At 68.3% G+C, this 21351-nt stretch carries 21 protein-coding genes; 10 read left to right on the top strand and 11 right to left on the bottom strand.

All coding sequences use genetic code 11. The features are described 5' to 3' along the window. The first annotated feature begins 149 nt into the window (after positions 1-149). A complete protein-coding gene (locus VOI27_RS09165) occupies positions 150-752 on the top strand; it encodes an alpha-ketoglutarate-dependent dioxygenase AlkB (RefSeq protein ID WP_323765029.1) in 603 nt (200 codons plus the stop codon). A gap of 496 nt (positions 753-1248) precedes the next feature. On the opposite strand, the gene rnr is transcribed toward VOI27_RS09165, so the two are convergent. The 5 genes from rnr to dapE form a co-directional block, all read right to left on the bottom strand. Further along, positions 1249-3516, bottom strand: coding sequence for a ribonuclease R (rnr, locus tag VOI27_RS09160; RefSeq protein ID WP_323765028.1), 2268 nt, complete (start codon positions 3514-3516; stop codon positions 1249-1251). A 31-nt stretch (positions 3517-3547) separates the two neighbouring features. Further along, positions 3548-3829, bottom strand: a complete 282-nt coding sequence (locus VOI27_RS09155) for a YrhK family protein (protein ID WP_323765027.1) — start codon at positions 3827-3829, stop codon at positions 3548-3550. Between the two features lie 96 nt (positions 3830-3925). Beyond that, a complete protein-coding gene (locus VOI27_RS09150) occupies positions 3926-4501 on the bottom strand; it encodes a TIGR04282 family arsenosugar biosynthesis glycosyltransferase (protein WP_323765026.1) in 576 nt (191 codons plus the stop codon). Beyond that, the gene (locus VOI27_RS09145; RefSeq protein WP_323765025.1) at positions 4498-4920 is read right to left on the bottom strand and encodes a GNAT family N-acetyltransferase; all 423 of its coding nucleotides are present in this window, start codon (positions 4918-4920) and stop codon (positions 4498-4500) included. The genes VOI27_RS09150 and VOI27_RS09145 overlap by 4 nt, the downstream gene beginning before the upstream one ends. Further along, on the bottom strand, positions 4917-6062 hold the full coding sequence (dapE, locus tag VOI27_RS09140) for a succinyl-diaminopimelate desuccinylase (RefSeq protein ID WP_323765024.1): 1146 nt from the start codon (positions 6060-6062) through the stop codon (positions 4917-4919). The genes VOI27_RS09145 and dapE overlap by 4 nt, the downstream gene beginning before the upstream one ends. 253 nt (positions 6063-6315) lie before the next feature. On the opposite strand from dapE, the gene VOI27_RS09135 reads away from it, so the two are divergent. After that, positions 6316-7377, top strand: coding sequence for a Hint domain-containing protein (locus tag VOI27_RS09135; protein WP_323765023.1), 1062 nt, complete (start codon positions 6316-6318; stop codon positions 7375-7377). Between the two features lie 4 nt (positions 7378-7381). Here VOI27_RS09135 and VOI27_RS09130 read toward each other — a convergent pair whose 3' ends face one another. After that, positions 7382-7726 (bottom strand): hypothetical protein, encoded by a 345-nt coding sequence (locus VOI27_RS09130; protein ID WP_323765022.1) that lies wholly within the window; start codon positions 7724-7726, stop codon positions 7382-7384. Positions 7727-7890: 164 nt separating this feature from the next. Here VOI27_RS09130 and VOI27_RS09125 point away from each other — a divergent pair, with 164 nt between their 5' ends. Beyond that, positions 7891-8946 carry a transporter substrate-binding domain-containing protein gene (locus VOI27_RS09125; protein WP_323765021.1) on the top strand — a complete coding sequence of 352 codons (1056 nt, stop codon included), beginning with the start codon at positions 7891-7893 and terminating at the stop codon, positions 8944-8946. 33 nt (positions 8947-8979) lie between these two features. Here VOI27_RS09125 and dapD read toward each other — a convergent pair whose 3' ends face one another. Continuing rightward, complete coding sequence (gene dapD / locus VOI27_RS09120) at positions 8980-9807, bottom strand: 2,3,4,5-tetrahydropyridine-2,6-dicarboxylate N-succinyltransferase (protein ID WP_323765020.1); 828 nt, start codon at positions 9805-9807, stop codon at positions 8980-8982. A 136-nt stretch (positions 9808-9943) separates the two neighbouring features. On the opposite strand from dapD, the gene VOI27_RS09115 reads away from it, so the two are divergent. Next, the gene (locus VOI27_RS09115) at positions 9944-10822 is read left to right on the top strand and encodes a TIGR00730 family Rossman fold protein (protein WP_323765019.1); all 879 of its coding nucleotides are present in this window, start codon (positions 9944-9946) and stop codon (positions 10820-10822) included. Here the strand turns inward: VOI27_RS09115 and VOI27_RS09110 are convergent, their stop codons facing one another. After that, entirely contained in the window at positions 10823-11032 is a 210-nt protein-coding gene (locus VOI27_RS09110) for a hypothetical protein (protein ID WP_323765018.1), read from the bottom strand. 176 nt (positions 11033-11208) lie between these two features. On the opposite strand from VOI27_RS09110, the gene VOI27_RS09105 reads away from it, so the two are divergent. The 3 genes from VOI27_RS09105 to VOI27_RS09095 all read left to right on the top strand — a co-directional run bounded on the left by VOI27_RS09105 (position 11209) and on the right by VOI27_RS09095 (position 15281). After that, on the top strand, positions 11209-13506 hold the full coding sequence (locus tag VOI27_RS09105) for a xanthine dehydrogenase family protein molybdopterin-binding subunit (protein ID WP_323765017.1): 2298 nt from the start codon (positions 11209-11211) through the stop codon (positions 13504-13506). Continuing rightward, positions 13484-14587, top strand: a complete 1104-nt coding sequence (locus VOI27_RS09100; RefSeq protein ID WP_323765016.1) for a DUF2235 domain-containing protein — start codon at positions 13484-13486, stop codon at positions 14585-14587. Before VOI27_RS09105 ends, VOI27_RS09100 begins: the two co-directional genes overlap by 23 nt. Before the next feature lie 226 nt (positions 14588-14813). After that, the gene (locus VOI27_RS09095) at positions 14814-15281 is read left to right on the top strand and encodes a CoA-binding protein (RefSeq protein ID WP_323765015.1); all 468 of its coding nucleotides are present in this window, start codon (positions 14814-14816) and stop codon (positions 15279-15281) included. A 10-nt stretch (positions 15282-15291) separates the two neighbouring features. Here the strand turns inward: VOI27_RS09095 and VOI27_RS09090 are convergent, their stop codons facing one another. Together VOI27_RS09090 and VOI27_RS09085 are read right to left on the bottom strand one after the other, a co-directional pair. Continuing rightward, positions 15292-16077 carry a 3'(2'),5'-bisphosphate nucleotidase CysQ gene (locus tag VOI27_RS09090; protein WP_323765014.1) on the bottom strand — a complete coding sequence of 262 codons (786 nt, stop codon included), beginning with the start codon at positions 16075-16077 and terminating at the stop codon, positions 15292-15294. Beyond that, positions 16064-17410: a TldD/PmbA family protein gene (locus VOI27_RS09085; RefSeq protein ID WP_323765013.1), complete on the bottom strand. Its 1347-nt coding sequence runs from the start codon at positions 17408-17410 to the stop codon at positions 16064-16066. The genes VOI27_RS09090 and VOI27_RS09085 overlap by 14 nt, the downstream gene beginning before the upstream one ends. Positions 17411-17571: 161 nt before the next feature. Between VOI27_RS09085 and VOI27_RS09080 the strand changes: the two genes are divergently transcribed. After that, a complete protein-coding gene (locus VOI27_RS09080) occupies positions 17572-18180 on the top strand; it encodes a TetR/AcrR family transcriptional regulator (protein ID WP_323765012.1) in 609 nt (202 codons plus the stop codon). 45 nt (positions 18181-18225) lie between these two features. Here VOI27_RS09080 and VOI27_RS09075 read toward each other — a convergent pair whose 3' ends face one another. After that, positions 18226-19743: a DUF2125 domain-containing protein gene (locus VOI27_RS09075; protein ID WP_323765011.1), complete on the bottom strand. Its 1518-nt coding sequence runs from the start codon at positions 19741-19743 to the stop codon at positions 18226-18228. A 190-nt stretch (positions 19744-19933) separates the two neighbouring features. On the opposite strand from VOI27_RS09075, the gene VOI27_RS09070 reads away from it, so the two are divergent. Continuing rightward, positions 19934-20662, top strand: coding sequence for an SDR family oxidoreductase (locus VOI27_RS09070; RefSeq protein WP_323765010.1), 729 nt, complete (start codon positions 19934-19936; stop codon positions 20660-20662). Next, on the top strand, positions 20659-21273 hold the full coding sequence (locus VOI27_RS09065; RefSeq protein ID WP_323765009.1) for an enoyl-CoA hydratase/isomerase family protein: 615 nt from the start codon (positions 20659-20661) through the stop codon (positions 21271-21273). The genes VOI27_RS09070 and VOI27_RS09065 overlap by 4 nt, the downstream gene beginning before the upstream one ends. Positions 21274-21351: the final 78 nt, after the last annotated feature.

Below are 21351 nucleotides of genomic sequence, written 5' to 3'. Positions count from 1 at the left end.
CGACCCCGAAGCGAGTGGCGGTGAGCCTTGCGGCCCGTTCCGCGCTTCGGCGTGTATATAAGGACCGGGTTTCTATGCTGCAAGCGGTGTGGGCATCGGTATTGTGCAAATGCGCGAGGAATTCAGGGTGGCAGGCGAAAGGAGGCCGCATGGAGGCGCTTGATCTGCGCGGGGTAAAGGTTTTTCCCGGATATCTCGATCACGGACAACAGGTTGAAATGCTTGAGGCGCTGCGCGAGGTGGTGCGGCAGGCGCCTTTCTACCGCCCGGTGACGCCGGGCGGGCGGCCGATGTCGGTCAGGATGACCGCCGCGGGCAGATTCGGCTGGGTCACCGACCGGACCGGCTATCGCTATGAACCGCGTCATCCCGAGGGCATGGACTGGCCGGCGATTCCCGATGAGGTCATGGCGGTCTGGCGCGACCTCGCGCCGCAGGCCCGGGCGCCGGAGTGCTGCCTGGTGAACTACTATGGCGAGGGCGCGCGCATGGGGCTGCATCAGGACCGCGACGAGGCGGATTTCACCCAGCCTGTGGTCTCGGTGTCGCTGGGCGACGAGGGGCTGTTTCGCGTCGGCAACGTCGAGAAGGGCGGCAAGACGCAATCGGTCTGGCTGCGCTCTGGCGACGTGCTGGTGATCGGCGGCGCGGCGCGGCTGGTGCACCATGGGGTCGACCGGATCAAGTTCGGCAGCGCACCGCTTTTGAAGGATGGCGGCCGGATCAACCTGACGCTCAGAGTGGTGACTTAAAAAGTCATGCGCGCCCGCGTCCCGGGCTTGACCCGGGACCTCACGGTTCCCCTTGCGCGCAGCCGTGCCGCGGTCAGACCGGGCGGGGGTGCGGGACATGTCTTTGCCACGCGGGGTGCCCCTGAAGACCAGACACCCCGTCCCGGGCCTGACTCGGGACCTCCGCGCCAACCATATGACGCCGCCGGTCGCGATGCTGGTGGAGAGGCCCCGGATCACGTCCGGAGCGCGGGCTGTGACAGGGCGACCGGCAGCGCACCCTGCGCGCCTAACGGGCGCCAGGACCCGGCCCACCCGGCTCTCTCAATAACCCCACCTCGTCCCGGGCCTGACCCGGGACCTCCGCGCCGGCCATATGACGCCGCCGGTCGCGACGCTGGCGGCGAGGCCCCGGATCACGTCCGGGGCACTGACAGGGCCACCGGCAGCGCGCCCAGCGCGCCTGCCGGGCGCCGGGACCCAACCCCGTCGCCCGAAACCTCTCAGGTCGCGCCGCCTACCGCCGCTTGCGGCTCACCTTCGCAGCCTTCTTCTTCGATTTGACCAGCTTGCGCTTCGCCGGCCGGCCCGTGCCGCCGCCACGCCGCCCCCGCGGGCCGGTGCCATTGCCGCGCGGCGGCTTGGCGCCGTCGATCTCCAGCAGTTCCAGCGCGATGCCGCCGGTCACCGGCGCCGCCTCGGTCAGCCGCACGGTGACCCGCTGGCCGATGGTGATGGTCAGCCCGGTGTCGGACCCCATCAGCGTGGCGCTCTCTTGGTCGAAGTGGAAATACTCCCTCCCGAGATTGCGCATCGGGATCAGCCCGTCGGCGCCGGTCTCGTCAAGCTTCACGAAGGCGCCGAACCGCGCGATGCCCGAGATCCTGCCTTCGAACTCGTCGCCCACCCGTTCCGACAGGTAAGACGCGAGATAGCGGTCGGTGGTGTCGCGCTCGGCGATCATCGAGCGGCGCTCGGTGTCGGAGATATGCGCCGCCGTCGGCTCCAGCTTGTCGATGTCCTCTGGCGAGAGCCCGTCCTTGCCCCAGCCATGCGCCGTGATCAGGCCGCGGTGCACGATCAGGTCGGAATAGCGCCGGATGGGCGAGGTGAAATGGCCGTAATTCTGCAACGCCAGCCCGAAATGACCGAAGTTCTTCGGGCTGTAATAGGCCTGGGTCATCGAGCGCAGCGTGGCGAGGTTGATCAGTTCCGACTCCTCGGTGCCGGCGGCGTCATGCAGCAGTTTGTTGAGATGTGCGGTCTTCAGCACCTGCCCCTTGGCCAGCGTCAGCCCGGCGGCATCGGCGGTGTCGCGCAACGACTCCAGCTTGTCCTGCGGCGGTTCTTCGTGGACGCGGAACAGAAGCGGCACCTTTTGGGCGATCAGCGTCTCGGCGGCGGCGACATTGGCGAGGATCATGAACTCCTCGATCAGCCGGTGCGCGTCCAAGCGGTCGCGGAAGTTGATCGAGGTCACCTTGCCCTCGTCCGACAGTTCGATCCGCCGCTCCGGCAGGTCGAGATCGAGCGGCTGGCGGGCGTTGCGCGCCCGGACCAGCGCGTCGTAGGCGGCATAGAGCGGCCGGATCACGTCCTCCATCAACTCCGCGACGCGCGCGTTCGGCTGGCCATCCATTCCGGCCTGCACCTCCTGATAATTCAGCGAGGCGGGCGAGCGCATCAGCCCGCGCACGAATCGGTGACCGATCTTCTCGCCGGCGGCGGTGATCTGCATCCGCACCGCGAGACAGGCGCGCGGCACCCCCTCGTGCAGCGAACAGAGGTCACCCGACAGCCGGTCAGGCAACATCGGCACCACCCGGTCGGGGAAATAGCTGGAGTTGCCGCGCTTGCGCGCCTCGCGGTCGAGCGCCGAGCCGGGGCGGACGTAATGCGCCACATCGGCGATGGCGACCCAGATCACATGACCGCCGCGGTTCTTCGGATCATCATCGGCATGGGCATAGCAGGCGTCGTCATGGTCGCGCGCATCGGCCGGGTCGATGGTGATCAGCGGCAGCTCGCGCAGGTCCTCGCGGCCAGAGAGGCCGGCGGGTTTCATCGCGTCGGCCTCGGCGATCACCTCGTCGGGAAAGGCATCGGGTATGCCATGCTGGTGGATCGCGATCAGCGAGACCGCCTTTGGCGCGGTCGGATCGCCCAGCCGCTCGACGATGCGGGCGCGGGGCAGGCCCATGCGGCTCTTGGGCCCGGCCAGTTCCGCCTCGACCAGTTCGCCGTCCTTGGCCCCGTGCTCGTCGCCGGCATTGACCTGCCATTCCTTGTCGGCGCCCTTGTCGACCGGTTTGATCCGGCCGCCTTCGGAGCGCTTGGAAAACACCCCGAGGATGCGCCTCGGGTTGGTGCCGATGCGGCGGATGAGCCGCGCCTCGTAGTTGTGGTCCTCCTCATGCACTACCTGCAGCTTGGCAAGGATGCGGTCGCCCTCGCCAAGGGCCGGGTCCGAGGCGCGCGGCACCACCAGCACGATCGGTTCGACGCCTTCGCCGTGCCATTCCAGCGGCTTGGCAAAGAGATCGCCATCCGGCGTCGGTTCCTTGATCTGCAGCACAGAGACCGGCGGCAGCCGGTCGGGGTCGCGATAGGTCTTTTTGCGCTTTTCCAGATGACCTTCGGCCTCGAGCTCCTTGAGCAGGCGCTTGAGATCGATCCGGGCGGCGCCCTTGATACCGAAGGCCTTGGCGATGTCGCGCTTGGCGGTGAGGGTCGGGTTGGCGGCGATCCAGTCGAGGATCTGGGCTTTGGTGGGCAATTGGCTCATGGCGTTGGCCTAGCACGGGTGCGCGGGGGCGTCACTTGCCAAACCGCCGGGCAAGGTCGTCCTCGTAGCCCTCGGCCGCCAGCCGCAGCTCGCGGACAAAGCGCATGGTCGGTTTGGTGGCAAACAGGATCGAACCGATGAGAAACATCCAGGTGCCGGCGGTCTGCCAGGCGTCGAAGAAAAACATCACTGAACCCGCAATGAAGCACGAGGCCGCGGCGAAATCGACGGCGGTATAGGCCAGCTCGAAGGCGGCATAGATCCGGCGGGTCTCGGGGGTGTTCTGGCGGTTGCGATGATAGAACAGTGGCATGGCTCTCGGGTCTTTCGCGGTGTGTCCGAGAAGACTAGCGCGCGGGGCGGGAGGGTCCAGCCGCTGCGGGCGGGGAGACGCGCCGCCAGATGCGGGTCAGGGGGCCAGGTCCGCGGCGGTATCGACATCTGCCAGCGTGTCGACCTGGGCGATGCGGCATCCGGGCAGGGTGGCGCGACTGTCTGAGAGAGCGTGTTCCGACGACCAGCGCACGCCGTCCAGAAACCCAGAGGGCGCACGGCCCGGATGGCGCAGCCCGATGAGCCAGTAGCCGCCATCGGGGGCGGGGCCAAAGCAGGCGTCATGATCGCCCAAAGCGGCAAAGGCGCGGGCCACATGCGCCGGTGTCACGCCGGGAATGTCGCCGCCGATGACGCAGGCGCGCCCCGGCGGCAGGCCGCGAAACACCCGCGCCATCCGTGCGCCAAGATCGCCACGGCCTTGCGGGATGCGCGGAAGGTGTCCCGGCCAGACGCGGCTGTGCAGGCCCTCGCGGTCCGGTGCCACGGCGAGGATCAGATCCCAGCGCGGATCCTCCAGCCGGCGCAGCAGCCGCGCGGTCTGATGACGAAACCACCAGGCGGCCGCGACCATGCCGATGTCGCGGCCCAGCCGGGTCTTGACCCGTCCGGGGCGCGGCTCTTTCAGCATGACGACGAGGCGCTGCCTCACAGGGCGCGTTCCATCATCCGATGCGGAATGCCGGCGTCGTCGAACTCCGCGCCATAGGCGGCGAACCCCAGCTTCTCGTAAAACGGGATCGCATGCAGCTGCGAGCCCAGCGCCGCCTTGGCGAACCGCCCGTCGGCGCGCATCTCGTCGAGCGCCGCGCGGATCAGTGCCGCGCCGAGGCCGGTGCCGCGCGCCCGTTTGACCACGCAGACCCGGCCGATCTTGCCGATCTCGCCATTGGGCAGGATGCGGGCAGTGCCGAGCGGCGTGCCATCCTCGACCGCCAGCAGATGCAGCGCCACAGCGTCATAGGCATCGCGCTCGATCACGGCCGGCACGCCCTGCTCGTCGACGAACACCTCGAAGCGCAGCTTCAGGCAGGTCTCCAGATCCTCGGTACGGGCGATCGTCACGCTCATGCAAAGTAATCCCCGAGGATGCGGCGATAGATCGCCTTGAGCTGGTGCACCTGCTCCACCGCGACGCGCTCGTCGACCTGGTGCATGGTGCGACCGACCAGGCCGAACTCGACCACCGGGCAGTGATCCTTGACAAAGCGTGCATCCGACGTGCCGCCGGTGGTGCTGAGCTCGGGCGTGACGCCGGTCTCGGCCGCGACCGCGCGCGCCACAAGGTCCGACAGCGGCCCCGGCGGGGTGAGGAAGCTTTCGCCGGAGATCTTGATCTTCATCGTGATCTCGACACCGAAGGCATCGGCCACGGCATCGGCTTCGGCGCGCAGCCAGTCGCTCAGCGAGGCGCCGGAATGGGCATCGTTGAAGCGGATGTTGACGGTGGCGGTGCTCTTGGCCGGGATCACGTTGGTCGCCGGGTTGCCGGTGTCGATGGTCACTACCGCCAGGGTCGAGGCATCGAAATGCGCGGTGCCGGTATCGAGCTCATGGCTCGACAGCCGATCCATCAACCGCGCCATCGCCGGCAGCGGGTTCCTGGCACGATAGGGATAGGCGGCATGACCCTGCTGGCCCACCACTTCGATCCAGGCGGTGACCGAGCCGCGACGGCCGATCTTCATCATCTCGCCCATCCGGTCGGGGCAGGTCGGCTCTCCCACCAGACAGACCGACATCTGTTCGCCTTGCGCCGCCATGTAATCGAGCAGCGCCTTGGTGCCGTGATCGGCGTCGCCCTCCTCGTCGCCGGTGATCGCAAGGATCACCGCGCCCTCGGGCGGGGTCTCGGTAACGAAATCCGCCGCCGCGGCGGCAAAGGCGGCGACGCCGGATTTCATGTCGGTGGCGCCGCGGCCATAGAGAAAGCCGTCGCGGATCTCGGCGCCGAAGGGATCGGCGCTCCAGTCTTCGCGCTTGCCCAGCGGCACCACGTCTGTATGGCCGTTGAAGCCGAACGTGCGGGCGTGGCCCTTGTCGCCCCAGCGGGCAAAAAGGTTGGCGATGCCGCCGCGGTCGACCCGCGTGCAGGCAAAGCCCGCAGCCTCCAGCACCCCCTGCACCACGTCCAGCGCGCCGCCATCCTCTGGCGTCACCGAGGCGCAGCGCACAAGGGCTGCGGTCAGCTCAAGCGGGTCGGTTTGCGGCATGACATCACCTCTTGGGAATAGTGACCTATTTGCAGCGGCTTGCCCGCAGCATCTTGCCATCGCTTAACAGAAGCCGCCGCGCGGTGCTAGGCTGGCCGCAACAACGACGCGGCCCTCGATGATCCCCCCAGGCCCGGCCGGAGACCCCGGCGGCAGAGACGGTGGCAGGAGGCAAGACCGCGCGGTAGGGCTGGAGCAGTGAGATGAACAGTGCAACGTCGCGATCCGTCGCGTCCGTCAGCGGGTGTGCCCGATGAGCTGGGTGGCCGCATTGGCCGCGGGCGGCCGGACACAGCTCTATCCCCCCTTCGACAGGTTGCCGCCGCGGGGCGCGATGCGTCGCGGCACGGTGCTGCTGGAGTGCAGCCTGAGCCCGGTCGCCAGCGCGCAGCCGATCCTGCGCATTCCGCTGCAGGCCCATGCCGCCGGTCACCTGTCGATCCTGGCGCTGCCAGAGGGCTGTTTTGCGCTGGTGGTGGCGCAGGGCCGGACCATGGTGCACCGCACCCTGCGGCTGCCGCTGCCAGAGGGCGCCCCGGTGCTGCGGCTGAGCTTTGCCTGGGATTGCGAGGCCGGGCTGGCGCGCTTTGCGGTCGAGCGGGCGGACGGGCAGGGCTTTGTCACCGGATCACTCGACCTGCCGGCGCCGATGGCGCTCGACAGCCTGACGGCCTTTCCGGCAATGGCCCTCTGCGCGCCCGATGAGGCCGAACTGGTCTTTCTGGCGATCTCCAACACGGTCGAGCCGGTGGGGCCCCTGCCGGGTCTGGCGGCGCGGACCTTCGTCGACACGCCGTTCGGCGCGCGCGAGGTCTCGAAGCTGCGCTGTGGCGATCTGGTGCTGACCCGCGACGCGCCGCCAGAGCCAGTGCTGCATGTGGCACAACGCATCGTGCCGGGCCTCGGCAGCTTTGCCCCGATCCGCCTGCGCGCGCCCTATTTCGGGCTGGAGCGCGATATCGTTGTGGCCCCGCATCAGAAGATCTTCGTCAGCGGCGCGGTGGTGGATTACACCTTTGGTTGCGAGGGTGTGCTGGTGCCGGCGGCCTTTCTGGTGAACGGTCAGTCGGCGCTGTTCGAGCCGAGCCTGCCATTGGTCAGCTATGCCCAGGCGCTCTTGCCCTCGCATGCGGTCTTTGCCGCCAGCGGCGCCTGGACCGAGAGCCTCTATATTGGCCGGCTGCGCCGCGATCCCGACAGGCTGGCGGCGACGCTGCTGGCGCAGGTTAGGCCAAAGCTCTTGCCGGAACAGGCGCATCTGACGCCGCCGGTGCTGCAACGGTTCGAGGCGCAGGCGCTGGCGGACGTTGCCTGAGGCGTCAGGCGTCGCCGTCGACCAGCGGGTCGTAGAACGGCTCCATCTGCGCCACCACGACGGAATTCTCGTCGCGCGCGCGCTGCATCAGCGCCTCTTCCTCGGCGGCGATCTCCTCGCCCGCTGCGCGGCGCTCCTCGAGCGATCCGTGGCCGGTGACATCGAGCGGCGCGAGGTCGGCCTGCTTGAGCAGGGCCACGGTCTCGCGCACCGCCTCGGCCTCGTCGACGCCGGAGGCATAGCAGACCAGGCCGGCACCGGTGGCGCCCTTGGGCAGGCCGTCGCCGGACTTGCGGCCGACCTGGACGACGAGGGTATAGACTTGCTGGTTGCGGGCTTTCTTGGTCATGCGCTGCGGATGCGGTCCGGGCGCGCGCTTGTCAAGCCGCTTCCGCCCCGTGCTGCGGCAATCCGGCCCGCCCGGGCGCGCAATCGGCCGTCTCGCGCCGCGGCGCTGTTGCATCGCGCGCCGGGCTGCCGATAATTCTCGGGACCCAACACGAAGGACGCGCCATGGCCCTCAGGCCCCCTCTGCAGCTGATCGCCTGCGCCCTGCTCCTGCTGCCGCTCTGGGCCGGCACCCTGAAGGCCCAGACGCTCGAATTCGTCACCGTCGAGCGGCCGCCCTTTGCAATGGGCACCGAGGCGCAGACCGGCTTCAGCATCGACCTGATGCGGATGATGGCCGAGCAGATCGGCCGCGAGGTGCGGTTCGAGACGGTGCCGGCCTTTGGCGAGATGCTGGCGCGGGTGGCCTCTGGCGCGGTCGACGGGGCGATTGCCAATATCTCGATCACCGCCGCGCGCGAGGCGCAGATGGATTTCACCCTGCCGGTGTTCGAGAGCGGCGTGCAGCTGATGGTCTCGGGCTCCGACCGGACGCCGCTCTGGCAACAGGTCTTTACCCGCGACATCGCGATCTATCTCGGCGTGGCGATCGCCATGCTCTGCGCGGCCGGCTTCTTCATGTGGCTTTTCGAGCGCCGCCATCAGCCCTATTTCGAGAAACCGGCGCGAGAGGCGTTCTTTCCGTCGTTCTGGTGGGCGCTCAATCTGGTAGTCAACGGCGGTTTCGAGGAACGCCAGCCGCGCTCGATCCCGGGGCGGCTTCTGGCCACGGTGATGGTGTTCTCGAGCCTGTTCGTGGTGTCGATCTTCGTTGCCAAGATCACCGCCGCGATCACCGTCAACGAGCTGACGGCGAGCGTCTCGGGGCTCAACGATCTCGATGGTCGGGCGGTGGGATCGGTGGCCGGTTCGACAGCGTCGGATTTCCTCGACACGCGGGCGGTGGCGCACAGCGCCTATCCCGGTCTGGCCGAGATGATCGCCGCCTTCGAGGCCGAGGAGGTCAGCGTCGTGGTCTATGACGGGCCGTTGCTGCGCTATTACCTGTCGCAGAACCGCGACGGCGAGGCCTATCTGGTCGAGACGGTGTTCCGGCGCGAGGACTACGGCATTGCCCTGCCCACCGGCAGCCCCCTGCGCGAGCCGCTGAACCAGGCATTGCTGCAACTGCAGGAAGACGGGCAATACAACGCGCTGGTGCGCAAGTGGTTCGGCGGGTGAGGGCGGCGCCGCGGCGCCACCCCCGGTATCGGCTCAGTCGCGTAAGAGCTCGTTGATGCCGGTCTTGGAACGGGTCTTCTCGTCGACGCGCTTGACGATCACCGCGCAGTAGAGGCTGACGTTGTTCTTCGACGGCATCGACCCCGCGACCACCACCGAATAGGGCGGCACTTCGCCATAGGTGAACTCGCCGGTTTCACGGTCGACGATCTTGGTCGACTTGCCGATGAACACGCCCATGCCCAGCACCGAGCCTTCGCGCACGATGCAGCCCTCGACCACTTCGGACCGCGCGCCGATGAAACAGTTGTCCTCGATGATGGTGGGGCCGGCCTGCATCGGTTCCAGCACGCCGCCGATGCCGACGCCGCCCGACAGGTGCACGTTCTTGCCGATCTGCGCGCAGGAGCCGACGGTGGCCCAGGTGTCGACCATGGTGCCCTCGCCGACATGGGCGCCGAGGTTGACGAAGGAGGGCATCAGCACCACGCCGGGCGCGATATAGGCCGATTTGCGCACCACGCAGTTGGGCACCGCGCGAAAGCCCGCGGCTTTCCACTCGTTCTCGCCCCAGCCCTTGAACTTGCTGTCGACCTTGTCCCACCAGCCGGCGCCTTGCGGGCCGTTGTCCTGCAGCTCCATGTCCTTGATGCGGAAGCCCAGCAGAACCGCCTTCTTAGCCCATTGGTTGACGTGCCAGTCACCGTTTTCCTGCCGTTCGGCGACCCGCAGCTTGCCGCTGTCGAGCGCCTCGAGCGTGTCCTCGATCGCCTCGCGGGTCTCGCCGCCGGTGGTCGGCGTGATGGTGTCGCGTGCCTCCCATGCCGCTTCGATGGCTGTCTCAAGCTGGGCGTTGGACATGGATGTTCCTCCGTCTGGTCCGTCAGTCAGGTTGCGGCGCCTTAGACAGCAAAAACCGCGCTTGCGCAATCGGGGTTGAGTTCGCCCGCCGAACGTTCTTGGATGACGGTCAAGACAAGAAAGAGCAGGACATGACATGAACGATCCCCGCCGCAGCCGGTTTCGCGACGCCCAGGAAGACCGCCGCGAAGCCGACCGCACGCCGGACACGCCGCAGACCCGCGCGCCGGCCTATCGCCTGGCCTTTGCCGACGAGGATTTCCTCTGCCGCGACGCGCTGCGCCCGGTCAGGCTGCAGCTCGAGCTGCTCAAGCCGGAGCTGATGATGACCGAGGCCGGGGTCGAGAGCACCATCGTGCTGTTCGGTGGCGCGCGCATTCCCGAACCCTCCGAGAAGCACACAGCCCGCACCGAGACCCTGGCCGAACTGTCACGGTTCTACGACGAGGCGCGCAATTTTGCCCGGCTGATGACGGAGGAATCCAACAAGTCCGGCGGCCGCGAGAACGTGGTGGTCACCGGCGGCGGGCCGGGCGTGATGGAGGCCGGCAACCGCGGCGCCGAGGAGGCCGGCGGCAAGTCCATCGGCCTCAATATCGTGCTGCCGCACGAGCAGGCGCCGAACCAGTACGTGACGCCAGAGCTCTGCTTCAACTTTCACTACTTCGCCATCCGCAAGATGCATTTCCTGATGCGCGCCAAGGCGATCTGCGTCTTTCCCGGCGGCTTCGGCACCATGGACGAGCTCTTCGAGGCGCTGACGCTGATCCAGACCGGCCGGATGGACCGAGTGCCATTCCTGCTGTTCGGGCGCGATTTCTGGCAGCGGATCGTGAATTGGGAGGCGCTGGCCGATGCCGGCACCATCGCCGCGCAGGACCTTGACCTGTTCCGCTTTGTCGAAACCGCCGAGGAGGCGCTCGAGATCATCCACAACTGGGCCCCGGCGCCGCCGCGCGACGAGATACCGGGCCGGCAGAAGACCGACCCGGCTCAAGCCGCGGAGAGGGAATGATCAGGCCGACAGCTGGGCCGGCAGGGCGCAGACCTCGCGGCCGTGCGGCAGGGTGGTGATCATCTCACCCTGCTCGGTGCGCTTGATGGCATAGCCGTAGCCGGCGATGCGGTGCTGCCATTCGCGGGGGCTGAGCGCCTTTTCGCGCTCTTCTTCCAGCAGCATGAGAATCCGGGAAATGGCGTTCTGGTCAATGATTGTGTTGGTCATGAGCTCTACTCTCGGGTTGGTTTTTTGATTGTTTATGCTTCATGGCTAATCCCCGATTCGGACGGGGATCGTTCGGAAATGTGGCATTTTCTGGCATTGGTCCGCGGCCGAGGGCAGTGACTGGACAGTGGCGCTCAAACCCCTAGTGTCGGGGCATTCGTCGACGGAGAGATTTCATGGAAAAATTTGGCAAGAGCCAGCCCGTGTCACGGGTAGAAGACCTGCGTTTCCTCACCGGCGAGGGCCGCTACGTGGATGACATCGCGCCCGACGGGGCGCTGCATGGCGTGGTTTTCCGCTCACCGGTCGCCCATGCCGAGATCACCACGCTGGATGTCACCGAGGCGCGCGACGCGTCCGGCGTGAAGCTGGTGCTGACCCTGGCCGATCTCGAGGCCGCGGGGCTCGATCCGACGCTCGAGGGCGCCCTGGTTCCCAACATCGACGGCAGCAAGGGCGCCAAACCGGAACGCCCGGTGCTGGCCCGCGACCGGGTGCGCTTTGTCGGCGAACCGGTGGCGATGGTCTTTGCCGAGACCCTGCAACAGGCCCGTGACGCCGCCGAGCTGATCGAGTTTGACTACGACGACCTGCCGGTCTGCCTCGCGCTGGACGAGGCCGAAACCGCGATCCACCCCGAAGCCCCCGGCAACCTCGCCTATCACTTCGGCATGGGCGATGCCGAGGCCACCGATGCCGCCTTCGACGCGGCGGCGCATGTGGTGGCGCTGCAGGTCGAGGACAACCGGGTGATCGCCAATTCGCTCGAGCCGCGCGGCTGCTACGCCGAGCCCGAGGGCGACCGGCTGCACGTGGCAATCAACGGTCAGGGGGTCTGGGGCTTCAAGACCACCATTGCCCGCGCCCTGCGGCTCGACCCGGAGATGCTGCGGATCACCAACCCCGATGTCGGCGGCGGCTTTGGCATGAAGGCGCAGGACTATCCCGAATACGTGATCTGCGCCCATGCCGCCCGCGCCCTGCACCGGCCGGTGCGCTGGATGGCCGAGCGCACCGAAAGCATGCTGAGCGACAATGCCGGCCGCGACCTGACGACGCTGGCCGAACTGGCGTTTGACGAAAATCACCGCATTCAGGCCTATCGTGTCACCACCCGCAACAACCTCGGCGCCTACAACTCCGGCTTCGGCCAGCCGATCCAGACCCAGCTGTTCTCCAAGGTTCTGATGGGCTGCTACGACGTGCAGGCGGCCTACATGTCGGTGAAGGGCTATTACACCAATACGGTGCAGGTCGACGCCTATCGCGGCGCCGGCCGGCCAGAGGCGATCTATGTGCTTGAACGGCTGATGGACCGCGCGGCGCGAGAGCTCGGCGTCGATGGATGGGAGCTGCGGCGGCGGAACTTTATCCCGACAGCGAAGTTTCCCTACCAGACCGTCACAGGCGAGCTTTACGACGTCGGCGATTTCGACCGGGTCCTCTCACATGCCGAAGCCAGCTGCGACCGGGCGGGCTTTGCCGCGCGCAAGGCCGCCTCCCTGTCGCGTGGCAAATTGCGCGGCTTGGGGCTCTGTTACTATATCGAAAGCATTTTGGGCGATCCTTCGGAAGGCGCCCGGGTAACCTTTGATGAGGACGGCGGCGTGTCGCTCTATGTCGGCACGCAGTCGAACGGGCAGGGCCATGAAACCGTCTATGCCAGTTTCCTCGCCGATCAGACCGGCCTGCCGATGGACCGTATCCGGGTGGTGCAGGGCGACAGCGACCTGATTGCCAGAGGCGGCGGTACCGGCGGCTCGCGTTCGGTGACGGTGCAGGCCAACGTGACACTGACGGTGGTGAACCGGATGGTGGCCGCATTCACGCCGTTCTTGGCGGATATGATGGGGGTCGAGGAGAAGGCAGTGCGATTCGACAATGAGACATTCCGGGCCGAAGGGTCGAACATGACCCCGACCCTGCTGGAAGCGGCCGAGATGGCCCGCGAGGCCGGGCGCGAGGATCTCTTGCGGCACGAGGCGCGCGACAGGATTGCCGGCCGCTCCTACCCAAATGGCGCCCATATCGCCGAGGTCGAGGTCGACCCCGAGACCGGCGCGCTCAGCGTCGAGCGCTATACCGTGGTCGATGACTTCGGCAACCTGATCAACCCGATGCTGGCCGAGGGACAGGTGCATGGCGGCGTGGCGCAGGGCATCGGCCAGGCGGTGACCGAGCACGTGGTGCACGACGAGGATGGCCAGCTGCTCACGGCAACTTTCATGGATTACGGTCTTCCGCGCGCTGATGATCTTCCCATGTTCCGTTTTGAGACCGAGCCGGTGCCATCGACCGCCAACCCGATGGGCATGAAGGGCTGTGGCGAGGCCGGAACCGTGGGCGCGATGGCGGCGATGGGCAATGCGGTGCAGGATGCGCTGTGGGATCGCGGGGTGCGGCAGGCAGACATGCCTTTCACGCCGCTGCGGGTTTGGAGTATGTTGAAGGATGCGTCTGAAGCGTCTGCATAAACAGGTCACCGGCTGGCTGGCGCGCAAGCTCCGGCTGCGGCAGACGCGCACCGGCCCTCGGCGGGGGCAGCGGATCCATGTCATCCTTCTTGACGGCACGATGTCGAGCCTGCGGGAGGGCGCCGAGACCAACATCGGCCAGATCTACAAGCTGCTCTGCGACGCGCCCGGCGACCTGTCGATCTACTACGAGCCCGGGGTGCAGTTCCCCGACTGGCGCGCCGCCTGGGCGGTGATGACCGGCAAGGGCATCAACCGCCAGATCCGCCGCGCCTATGGCTATCTTGCCTCGCGGTACCGCCCGGGCGACCAAATCTTCCTTCTGGGCTATTCCCGCGGCGCGTTCGCCGTGCGCTCGCTGGCCGGGATGATCGACCGGGTCGGGCTGGTGACCGCGCGCCATGCGCTTGAACGCAATGTCGCCACCGCCTATCGCCACTACCAGACCGCGCCCGACAGCGATGCGGCGCAGGCGTTCCGGGCCGAGTTCTGCCACGAGACGGCGCCGATCGAGATGGTCGGCGCCTTCGATACGGTCAAGGCGCTCGGCCTGCGGCTGCCGGTGGTCTGGCGACTGAGCGCCGATCCGCATGCCTTTCACAACCATCACCTGGGCGACAGCATCCGCCACGGCTATCACGCGCTGGCCTATGACGAGCGCCGCGCTGCCTATGCGCCGCTGCTGTGGGACGTGCCCGAGGGCTGGACCGGCCGGGTCGAGCAGATGTGGTTTCCCGGCACCCATGGCGATGTCGGCGGCCAGATCGCCGGATTCGAGCCTGCCAGACCGCTGGCCAACCTGCCGCTCTGCTGGATGCTGGAGAAGGCCGAGGCCTGCGGCCTGCCGCTGCCGGAGGGCTGGCAGGCGCGGTATCCGGTGGATGCCAAGGCGCCGGGCATCGGCACCTGGTCGGGCTGGGGCAAGATGTTCGTGATCCGCTCGGCGCGCAAGCGCATGCTGGACGCCTCGGAGCGGCTGCACCCGACGCTGCAGGACCGGCAGGACCATATCGGCCCGCTGACCCGCCTGCGCGACAAGACCCGCGACATGCAGGCCATGATGATGCGGCGCAACGGCTGAGATCCCGCAATTCACGAAACGGTGAGCCGCCCTTTTCCAACCCGGATTGTTGCCTATTTGTCTATCATGACATGCGAGGCCGGAACCCTTGCATGATTTCACTGTCCCTCGTTCCGCACTCAGCGCCCGGGCCTTGCCTGGGCGCTTTTTTCTTGCCTGGCCTTTTTCCGGTCCGGCCTTGTCGCCGCGGCTTTTGTCCACCCCGGCCCGGTGCTAGCCTGCGTCCATGAGCTACAGCGACCCCTTCCTGCGCACCATCCTGACCCGTACCAAATGCATCGCGGTGGTGGGTGTCTCGCCCAACACCGTGCGGCCGAGCTACTACGTGGCGCGCTATCTCAAGCTCAAGGGCTTCACCGTGATCCCGGTCAACCCGGTGCATGCCGGCAAGGTGCTCTTTGGCCAGACCGTGCGCGCCGACCTGTCGGAGGTGCCCGAGGAGGTCGACATGGTCGATGTCTTCCGCCGCTCAGAGGCTGTGCCCGAGATCGCCGAGGCGGCCTTGACGCATCTGCCGAACCTCAGGACCTTCTGGATGCAGATCGGTGTCGAACATGCCGCGGCGGCCGAGCGGCTGCAGGCGGCAGGGGTCGACGTGGTGATGAACCGCTGCCCCAAGATCGAGTATCAGCGGCTGTTCGGCGAGCTGCGGATGGGCGGGTTTTCCACCGGGATCATCTCGTCGAAACTGTAGCGGTGCGGCGCTAGGCCAGCTGGGCCCGGATCGCCCGGTAGAGCGCCGGATTGGCGGTCAGCACGCCGGGGCTTTGCGGCGTCTCGGTGTTGAAGGTGAGCGGCGTGCCGTCCGCGCCGGTGGCCAGTGCGCCGGCCTCGCTGGCGATCAGCGCGCCGGCGGCAATGTCCCAGTGCCAGGTCGGGCGGATCGTCAGCATCGCGTCAAAACGCCCCTGCGCGATCAGTGCCATGCGATAGGCCAGCGACGGGCGAAAGACGCGGGTCACCTCTGGCGGGCCGTTGCGCCAATGCAAGGGCTGAAGCGTCGGTTTCGGTGCCATCAGGCTGGCCCCGGTCAGCTCGGCACGCTGTCCGGCGGCAATCGCCGCGCCGTTGAGCGTCGCGCCCCGGCCAAGGGCGGCGGCAAAGGTGCGCTCGCGCGCGGGCAGGTGGATGACGGCCGCGGTGACCGTGCCGTGGCGGGCCACGGCGATGGAATGCGCCCAGGTGCCGGAGCCTTCGATGAAGCTGCGGGTGCCATCGATCGGATCGATGATGAAGACATGCTCGCAATCGAGCCGCGCCAGATCGTCGGGCGTCTCCTCGCTGAGCCAGCCATAGTCCGGCCGGGCGCTGCGCAGGATGTCATGCAGCACGTCGTTGACGGCAAAGTCGGCCTCGGTCACCGGGCCCTGGCCGGGCTTGTCCCAGGCCCGCGCGGTGGGGCCGGTGAAGCCCAGCGCCACCTCTCCGGCGGCCTTGGCGGCGCGCAGGAGCAGGGCGAGGTCGGTGTCGCGCGCCTCAGGTGCCGGCAAGGGTCATGCCTTCGACCAGCAGCGAGGGCACCACCCGCGACAGATGCGGGCGGGCGTCATTGGCCGGCACGATGCGGGCCAGCATGTCGCGCAGGTTGCCGGCGATGGTGACCTCGTTGACCGCATGGGTGATCTCGCCGTTCTCGACCCAGAGGCCCGAGGCGCCGCGGGAATAGTCGCCGGTGTTGGGGTTGATGGTCGAGCCGATCATCGAGGTCACCAGCAGCCCGGTGCCCATGTCGGCGATCAGCTCGGCGCGGCTCCGTGCGCCTTGGGTCAGTTCGATGTTCCAGTTCGACGGATGCGGCGGGGCGGAGGTGCCGCGCACCGCGTTGGCGGTGCTCTCCAGCCCCAGCTTGCGCGCGGTGGCGAGGTCGAGCGTCCAGCCGGTGAGCACGCCGCGGTCGACAATGGCGCGGCGGCGGGTGGCCAGCCCCTCGGCATCGAACGGCCGAGAGCCTGCGATCCGCGGCCGGTGCGGGTCCTCGATCACGCTCAGCGCCTCTGGCAGCACCTGCTGGCCCAGCGCATCGCGCAGGAACGACGAGCCGCGGGCGATGGCGGCGCCGGAGATAGCCGAGAGCAGGTGGCCGATCAGCGTGGCCGAGATCCGCTCGTCAAACAGCACCGGATAGCTGCCGGTGGGCGGCTTGCGCGGGCTCAGCCGTTCCACCGCGCGTTCACCGGCGGTGCGGCCGATCTCGTCGGCGCTGCGCAGGTCGGCGGCAAAGGTGCGGCTGTCGCCGTCGTAATCGCGCTCCATGCCCAGTCCCTCGCCGGCGATGGCGACGCAGGAGATCGAGGAGCCGGTGCGCCCGTAGCCTGCGGAAAAACCGTTGCTGGCGGCAATATGAACGTCGCGGGCGGAGTAGCTGGCCGAAGCAGATTGCACCTGGCTCACCTGCGCCACCGCCTGCGCCGCCGCTTCCGCCGCCTCGGCGCGGGCCTGAAGCGCGGCCGGGTCGGGCTCGGCGGCCGGGTCCGAGAGCTCAAGCGCGCGGGCATCGGTGTCGGCGGCGAGCTGCGCCGGATCGGCAAGGCCCACATGCGGGTCTTCGGGCGCTTCGCGGGCCATGGCGACGGCGCGTTCGGCCATAGCGGCCAGGGTGTCGGGACGGGTGTCCGACGCCGAGACATTGGCCTGCCGCTTGCCCAGCAGTACCCGCAGGCCGATGTCGGTGGCCTCCGAGCGTTCTGCCTGTTCCAGCGCGCCGGCGCGCACGTCGACAGTGACCGAGGTGCCGCGCAGAGCGATGGCATCGGCGCTCTCGGCCCCGGCCTTGCGGGCGGCGTCGAGCAGGGCTTGGGTCAGGTCGGACAATGGCTGCGGCATTTGGGCTCTCCTTGGAGCCAACAGGTAGAGCGCGGGCGGCCGAGGTGCAAGATCCGGCGGCCGTTCGCGCGCCTGCGGCGGGGAATGCGGCGGCCTGCGGCCTTCCGCGCGTTGATTTTTGTGGCGTGGCGTGGGCAACTGGGCAAAACCCGGAGGCCCGCATGACCACAGCCCTCGCGCCGCGCAAGGCGCCCCGTCAGGACCGCAGCCGCAAGACCCGTGACGCGATCCTGCAGGCCGCCGGCGGCCTGCTCGCCCGCGAGGGGCTGCGCGGGCTGACCACCAACCACGTGGCGCGCGCGGCGGGCATCTCGATCGGCTCGCTCTACCAGTATTACCCCAACAAGCAGGCGATCATCGGCGCGCTGCTGTCGCAGAGCCGCGCCGGGGTGTTGGCGGCGATGGAGGCGGCGGCCGAGGACAGCGACGGCGCGGCGCTCGACGCGGTGGTCTGCGCCATGGTGCGGGCGCGTCTGCAGGAGCAGCTCAGGCAGCCGGCGCTGGCCGAGGCGCTGGCGCGGGCCGAGGCCGAGCTGCCCGACGATCCGGGCCTCTCGCGGCAGAGGACACAGGTCCAGGCGCAGGTGGTGGGGGTGCTGGCGGAATATTACGTCGACGACCCCGAAACCGCGGCCCGCGACGTGCTGGCCCTGGCCGAGGGGATGACCTCCGCCGCGGTGCGCGCCGGCGAGACCGAAGCCGCGCCGCTGGCCGACCGGATGGAGCGCGCGGTGAGAGGCTATCTCTCGGCGCTGCTGCCCGAAGGGTAGCGGGGCGGGCTGCCCCGACGGTCTCCCGCCGGGGCGTGCCACGGGTTACTGGATGCGCTGGCCGTTGGCGATGACATGGCCCTGGCGGTTGATTTCGAGGGTCGAGCTCAGGGTGTCGTCGCCCTTGGCGACCGCGAACATCCCCATCATCATCCGCGCGCCCATTGCCTGTTCCTCGGGCAGCAGGCCCATCGCCACCAGCTTGTCGATCAGCGCGTTGGCGCCGCGCAGCTCGGCGGTGAGCGCGCCTTCGGGGCGGGGCAGCCCGTCAAAGGTCTGCAGGTCGGAATTGTCGAAGGTGAAGGCACCGGTGGCCGTCAGCACGGCGCCCACCGCATCGACCATCAGCGAATTGAGCTTCAGCTCGTGCAGCTCGGCCGGCATCTCGGCGGCGGCCAGCGCCTCGGCCTGGTCGGGGTCGAACAGGTCATAGAGCATCCGCACCTTGCCCGACAGGTCGATGGCGATGGTCGCGGGATCGCGCGGCAGCTGGCTGGCGGGATCGAAGATGTTCCAGATCAGGTCGTTCATCCGGAACTCGGTCAGGTTGAGCCCGGCCGCCACGTCCTGCGGTGTCTCGCTGCGGGCGGTGGGCATGGCGAAATGGCCGCCCAGCTCGCTGGCCTCGAGCGCCACCGGGAAGGGCAGGTCGCCGCCCTGCACCTGCATGTCATAACCCTGCAGCCGGAAATCGAAATTCCAGGCCTCTGGCGAGAGCGCGACGCCGATGCTGCCGCCCTCGGAACTCGAGGCAAAGCTCGCGGCCTGGCCCTCGTCGACGCCGTTGAACTGCGAGGTGCCGCCGGAGAAGGAGACGCTGCCGTCGACATCCAGCACCGACATCACCGCCATCGGATCGTCGCTGTCCATCTCGGTGGGCAGGGTGCCGGTGCCGCTGTAGGCGAGGTCGGTCATGCCGCCCTTGAACAGCACGGTATTGGCGGTGTTCTCAGGATCGCGGCCGGCGATGTCATAGGACAGCGCGCCGATCTTGACCTCCTGCGCCACCTCACGGGTTGCGCCGGTGGCCATCGAGGAGGCGCCGACCAGCCCGTCAAGCAGCAGTTCGCCGCGGATCACGTCGCGCGGCAGCGAGATGCCCTCGACCACCAGGTCGGCCAGCGAGATCCGCGCGGTGCTGGCGGAATAGGCCCAGGCGGTGGTGCCGGGATCGCCCGAGACCCGCGCCTGCAGGTCGGCGGTCTCGTAGAGCAGCGTCGCCTGCACCTCTTCGGCCCCCTCGGTGAAGGTGAACGCGACCTCCATCTCGGCCGGCCAGGAGACATCGACCGCGCCGTCCTCGGTGGCGCTCAGGGTCAGCTCGGGCATCGCCATCACCACGGAGGCGTCATCTTCTGGGAACGGCATGGTGGTGACCAGGTCGGTGAGGGTGAGCACGCCGCCGCTCGAGGCGCTCTGGGCGGTGATCTCGTAGCCGTAGCCCTGCATGTAACCGCGCAGCTCGTCCCAGACCTGGTCGGGGGTGATGTCGGCGGCGGCGCTTTGCGCCAGCATCAGGGTGGCCAGCGCGGTACCGCCGGCAAGTTTGGTATAACCGGACATGTCAAATGTACCTTTCCATGAATTTCCCGTGCAGCTTCCCAAGGCCACAGGGCGAGGTCAAGGGGAAGGCGGCCCGCGGCACGTCACCTCCGCGCGACTGGACCAATCTCTGCCGAGGGTCTACCAAAGGCCGAAAGGTCGGCCACAGGCGGAGGTAAGCATGTCGGGTGAATTCAGCGAAAAATGTGTAATGATCACAGGCGCAAGCCGCGGCATCGGCGCCGCCGCGGCGCGCGCCTTCGCGCAGGCGGGGGCGCATGTCGTGCTTGTGGCCCGCAGCGAGGAAAGCGTCGCCGACCTGGCCGGAGAGATCGGTGACCGGGCGCTGGCGGTGCCCTGCGACGTCAGCCGCTACTGGGAGGTCGAGGCGGCGGTCCGGGTCTCGGTCGAGACCTTCGGCCGGCTCGACGTGCTGATCGGCAACGCCGGGGTGATCGAACCGATTTCGCTGCTGGCCAGTTCGGACCCCGAGGGGTGGGGCCATGCGATCGACATCAACCTCAAGGGCGTCTACCACGGCATGCGCGCGGCGCTGCCGGTGATGACCGGGCAGGGTGGCGGCACGATCATCACCATCTCCTCCGGCGCGGCCCACGGCCCGGTCGAGGCCTGGAGCCACTATTGCGCCTCCAAGGCGGGCGCGGCCATGCTGACCCGCTGCGCCGACAAGGAAGGCCGCGATCAGGGCATCCGCGCCATGGGCCTCTCGCCCGGCACGGTAGCGACGCAGATGCAGCGCGAGATCAAGACCAGCGGCATCAACCCGGTAAGCCAGCTTGACTGGTCAGATCACATTCCGCCGGAGTGGGTGGCCAAGGCACTGCTCTGGATGGCCGGTCCCGCGGGCGATGCGCATCTCGGCGAGGAACTCTCGCTGCGCGACGAGGCCTGGCGGCGGCAGCTCGGGCTGGTGGCATGATCGAGCTGACCCGCGAGGACGGGCTCTGGCGGGTGACGCTCAATCGCCCCGACAAGGCGAACTCGCTGACGCCCGAGATGCTGGAGCGGTTGGTGGAGATCGCCATCGAGGCGCAGGAGGCGCGGGCGCTGGTCCTGACCGGCGCCGGCACGGTGTTTTCCGCCGGCGCCGATCTCGAGGCCGCGAAGGCCGGGCTCGCCACCTCTGACGTCTGGGAGCGGCTCTCGGCGGCGCTGGCGGCGCTGCCCGGGCTGACCATCGCGGCGCTCAACGGCACGCTGGCGGGTGGCGCCTTCGGCATGGCGCTGGCCTGCGACCTGCGGATCGCGGTGCCGGAGGCCAGGTTGTTCTATCCGGTGATGAAACTGGGCTACCTGCCGCAGCCCTCCGACCCGGTGCGGCTGGCGGCGCTGGTCGGCCCGGCGCGGACCAAGCTGATCCTGATGGGCGGCGCGAAGCTGTCGGCGGAAGAGGCGCTGCGCTTCGGTCTGGTCGAGCGACTGGTGCCGCGCGACCAGCTGCTGGCAGCGGCGCACGACCTTGCAGCCCACACGCTGGCGGCGCCGGAGGCGGTGGCGCAGGGCATCAAGGGGATGTGCCGGCCGGTGTGAGGGCGGAGGAGGTCCCTGTCTAACCAGTTTTCTGTATAATGGAGGTGCGGACGGCATCCCGTGAGGTCCCTGGGCAAG

This window comes from Marinovum sp. (assembly GCF_034669705.1).
Lineage (GTDB): Bacteria > Pseudomonadota > Alphaproteobacteria > Rhodobacterales > Rhodobacteraceae > Marinovum.
Note: the sequence above shows the minus strand (reverse complement) of the source record. Positions and strands in the feature narration are given on the sequence as shown.

Excerpts from the sequence above, each read along its gene's own strand:
- VOI27_RS09165 (WP_323765029.1), top strand. The coding sequence starts at position 150 with ATGGAGGCGCTTGATCTGCGCGGGGTAAAGGTTTTTCCCGGATATCTC.
- rnr (WP_323765028.1), bottom strand. The coding sequence starts at position 3,516 with ATGAGCCAATTGCCCACCAAAGCCCAGATCCTCGACTGGATCGCCGCC.
- VOI27_RS09155 (WP_323765027.1), bottom strand. The coding sequence starts at position 3,829 with ATGCCACTGTTCTATCATCGCAACCGCCAGAACACCCCCGAGACCCGC.
- VOI27_RS09145 (WP_323765025.1), bottom strand. The coding sequence starts at position 4,920 with ATGAGCGTGACGATCGCCCGTACCGAGGATCTGGAGACCTGCCTGAAG.
- dapE (WP_323765024.1), bottom strand. The coding sequence starts at position 6,062 with ATGCCGCAAACCGACCCGCTTGAGCTGACCGCAGCCCTTGTGCGCTGC.
- VOI27_RS09135 (WP_323765023.1), top strand. The coding sequence starts at position 6,316 with ATGAGCTGGGTGGCCGCATTGGCCGCGGGCGGCCGGACACAGCTCTAT.
- VOI27_RS09130 (WP_323765022.1), bottom strand. The coding sequence starts at position 7,726 with ATGACCAAGAAAGCCCGCAACCAGCAAGTCTATACCCTCGTCGTCCAG.
- VOI27_RS09125 (WP_323765021.1), top strand. The coding sequence starts at position 7,891 with ATGGCCCTCAGGCCCCCTCTGCAGCTGATCGCCTGCGCCCTGCTCCTG.
- dapD (WP_323765020.1), bottom strand. The coding sequence starts at position 9,807 with ATGTCCAACGCCCAGCTTGAGACAGCCATCGAAGCGGCATGGGAGGCA.
- VOI27_RS09115 (WP_323765019.1), top strand. The coding sequence starts at position 9,944 with ATGAACGATCCCCGCCGCAGCCGGTTTCGCGACGCCCAGGAAGACCGC.
- VOI27_RS09110 (WP_323765018.1), bottom strand. The coding sequence starts at position 11,032 with ATGACCAACACAATCATTGACCAGAACGCCATTTCCCGGATTCTCATG.
- VOI27_RS09105 (WP_323765017.1), top strand. The coding sequence starts at position 11,209 with ATGGAAAAATTTGGCAAGAGCCAGCCCGTGTCACGGGTAGAAGACCTG.
- VOI27_RS09100 (WP_323765016.1), top strand. The coding sequence starts at position 13,484 with ATGCGTCTGAAGCGTCTGCATAAACAGGTCACCGGCTGGCTGGCGCGC.
- VOI27_RS09095 (WP_323765015.1), top strand. The coding sequence starts at position 14,814 with ATGAGCTACAGCGACCCCTTCCTGCGCACCATCCTGACCCGTACCAAA.
- VOI27_RS09085 (WP_323765013.1), bottom strand. The coding sequence starts at position 17,410 with ATGCCGCAGCCATTGTCCGACCTGACCCAAGCCCTGCTCGACGCCGCC.
- VOI27_RS09080 (WP_323765012.1), top strand. The coding sequence starts at position 17,572 with ATGACCACAGCCCTCGCGCCGCGCAAGGCGCCCCGTCAGGACCGCAGC.
- VOI27_RS09075 (WP_323765011.1), bottom strand. The coding sequence starts at position 19,743 with ATGTCCGGTTATACCAAACTTGCCGGCGGTACCGCGCTGGCCACCCTG.
- VOI27_RS09070 (WP_323765010.1), top strand. The coding sequence starts at position 19,934 with ATGATCACAGGCGCAAGCCGCGGCATCGGCGCCGCCGCGGCGCGCGCC.
- VOI27_RS09065 (WP_323765009.1), top strand. The coding sequence starts at position 20,659 with ATGATCGAGCTGACCCGCGAGGACGGGCTCTGGCGGGTGACGCTCAAT.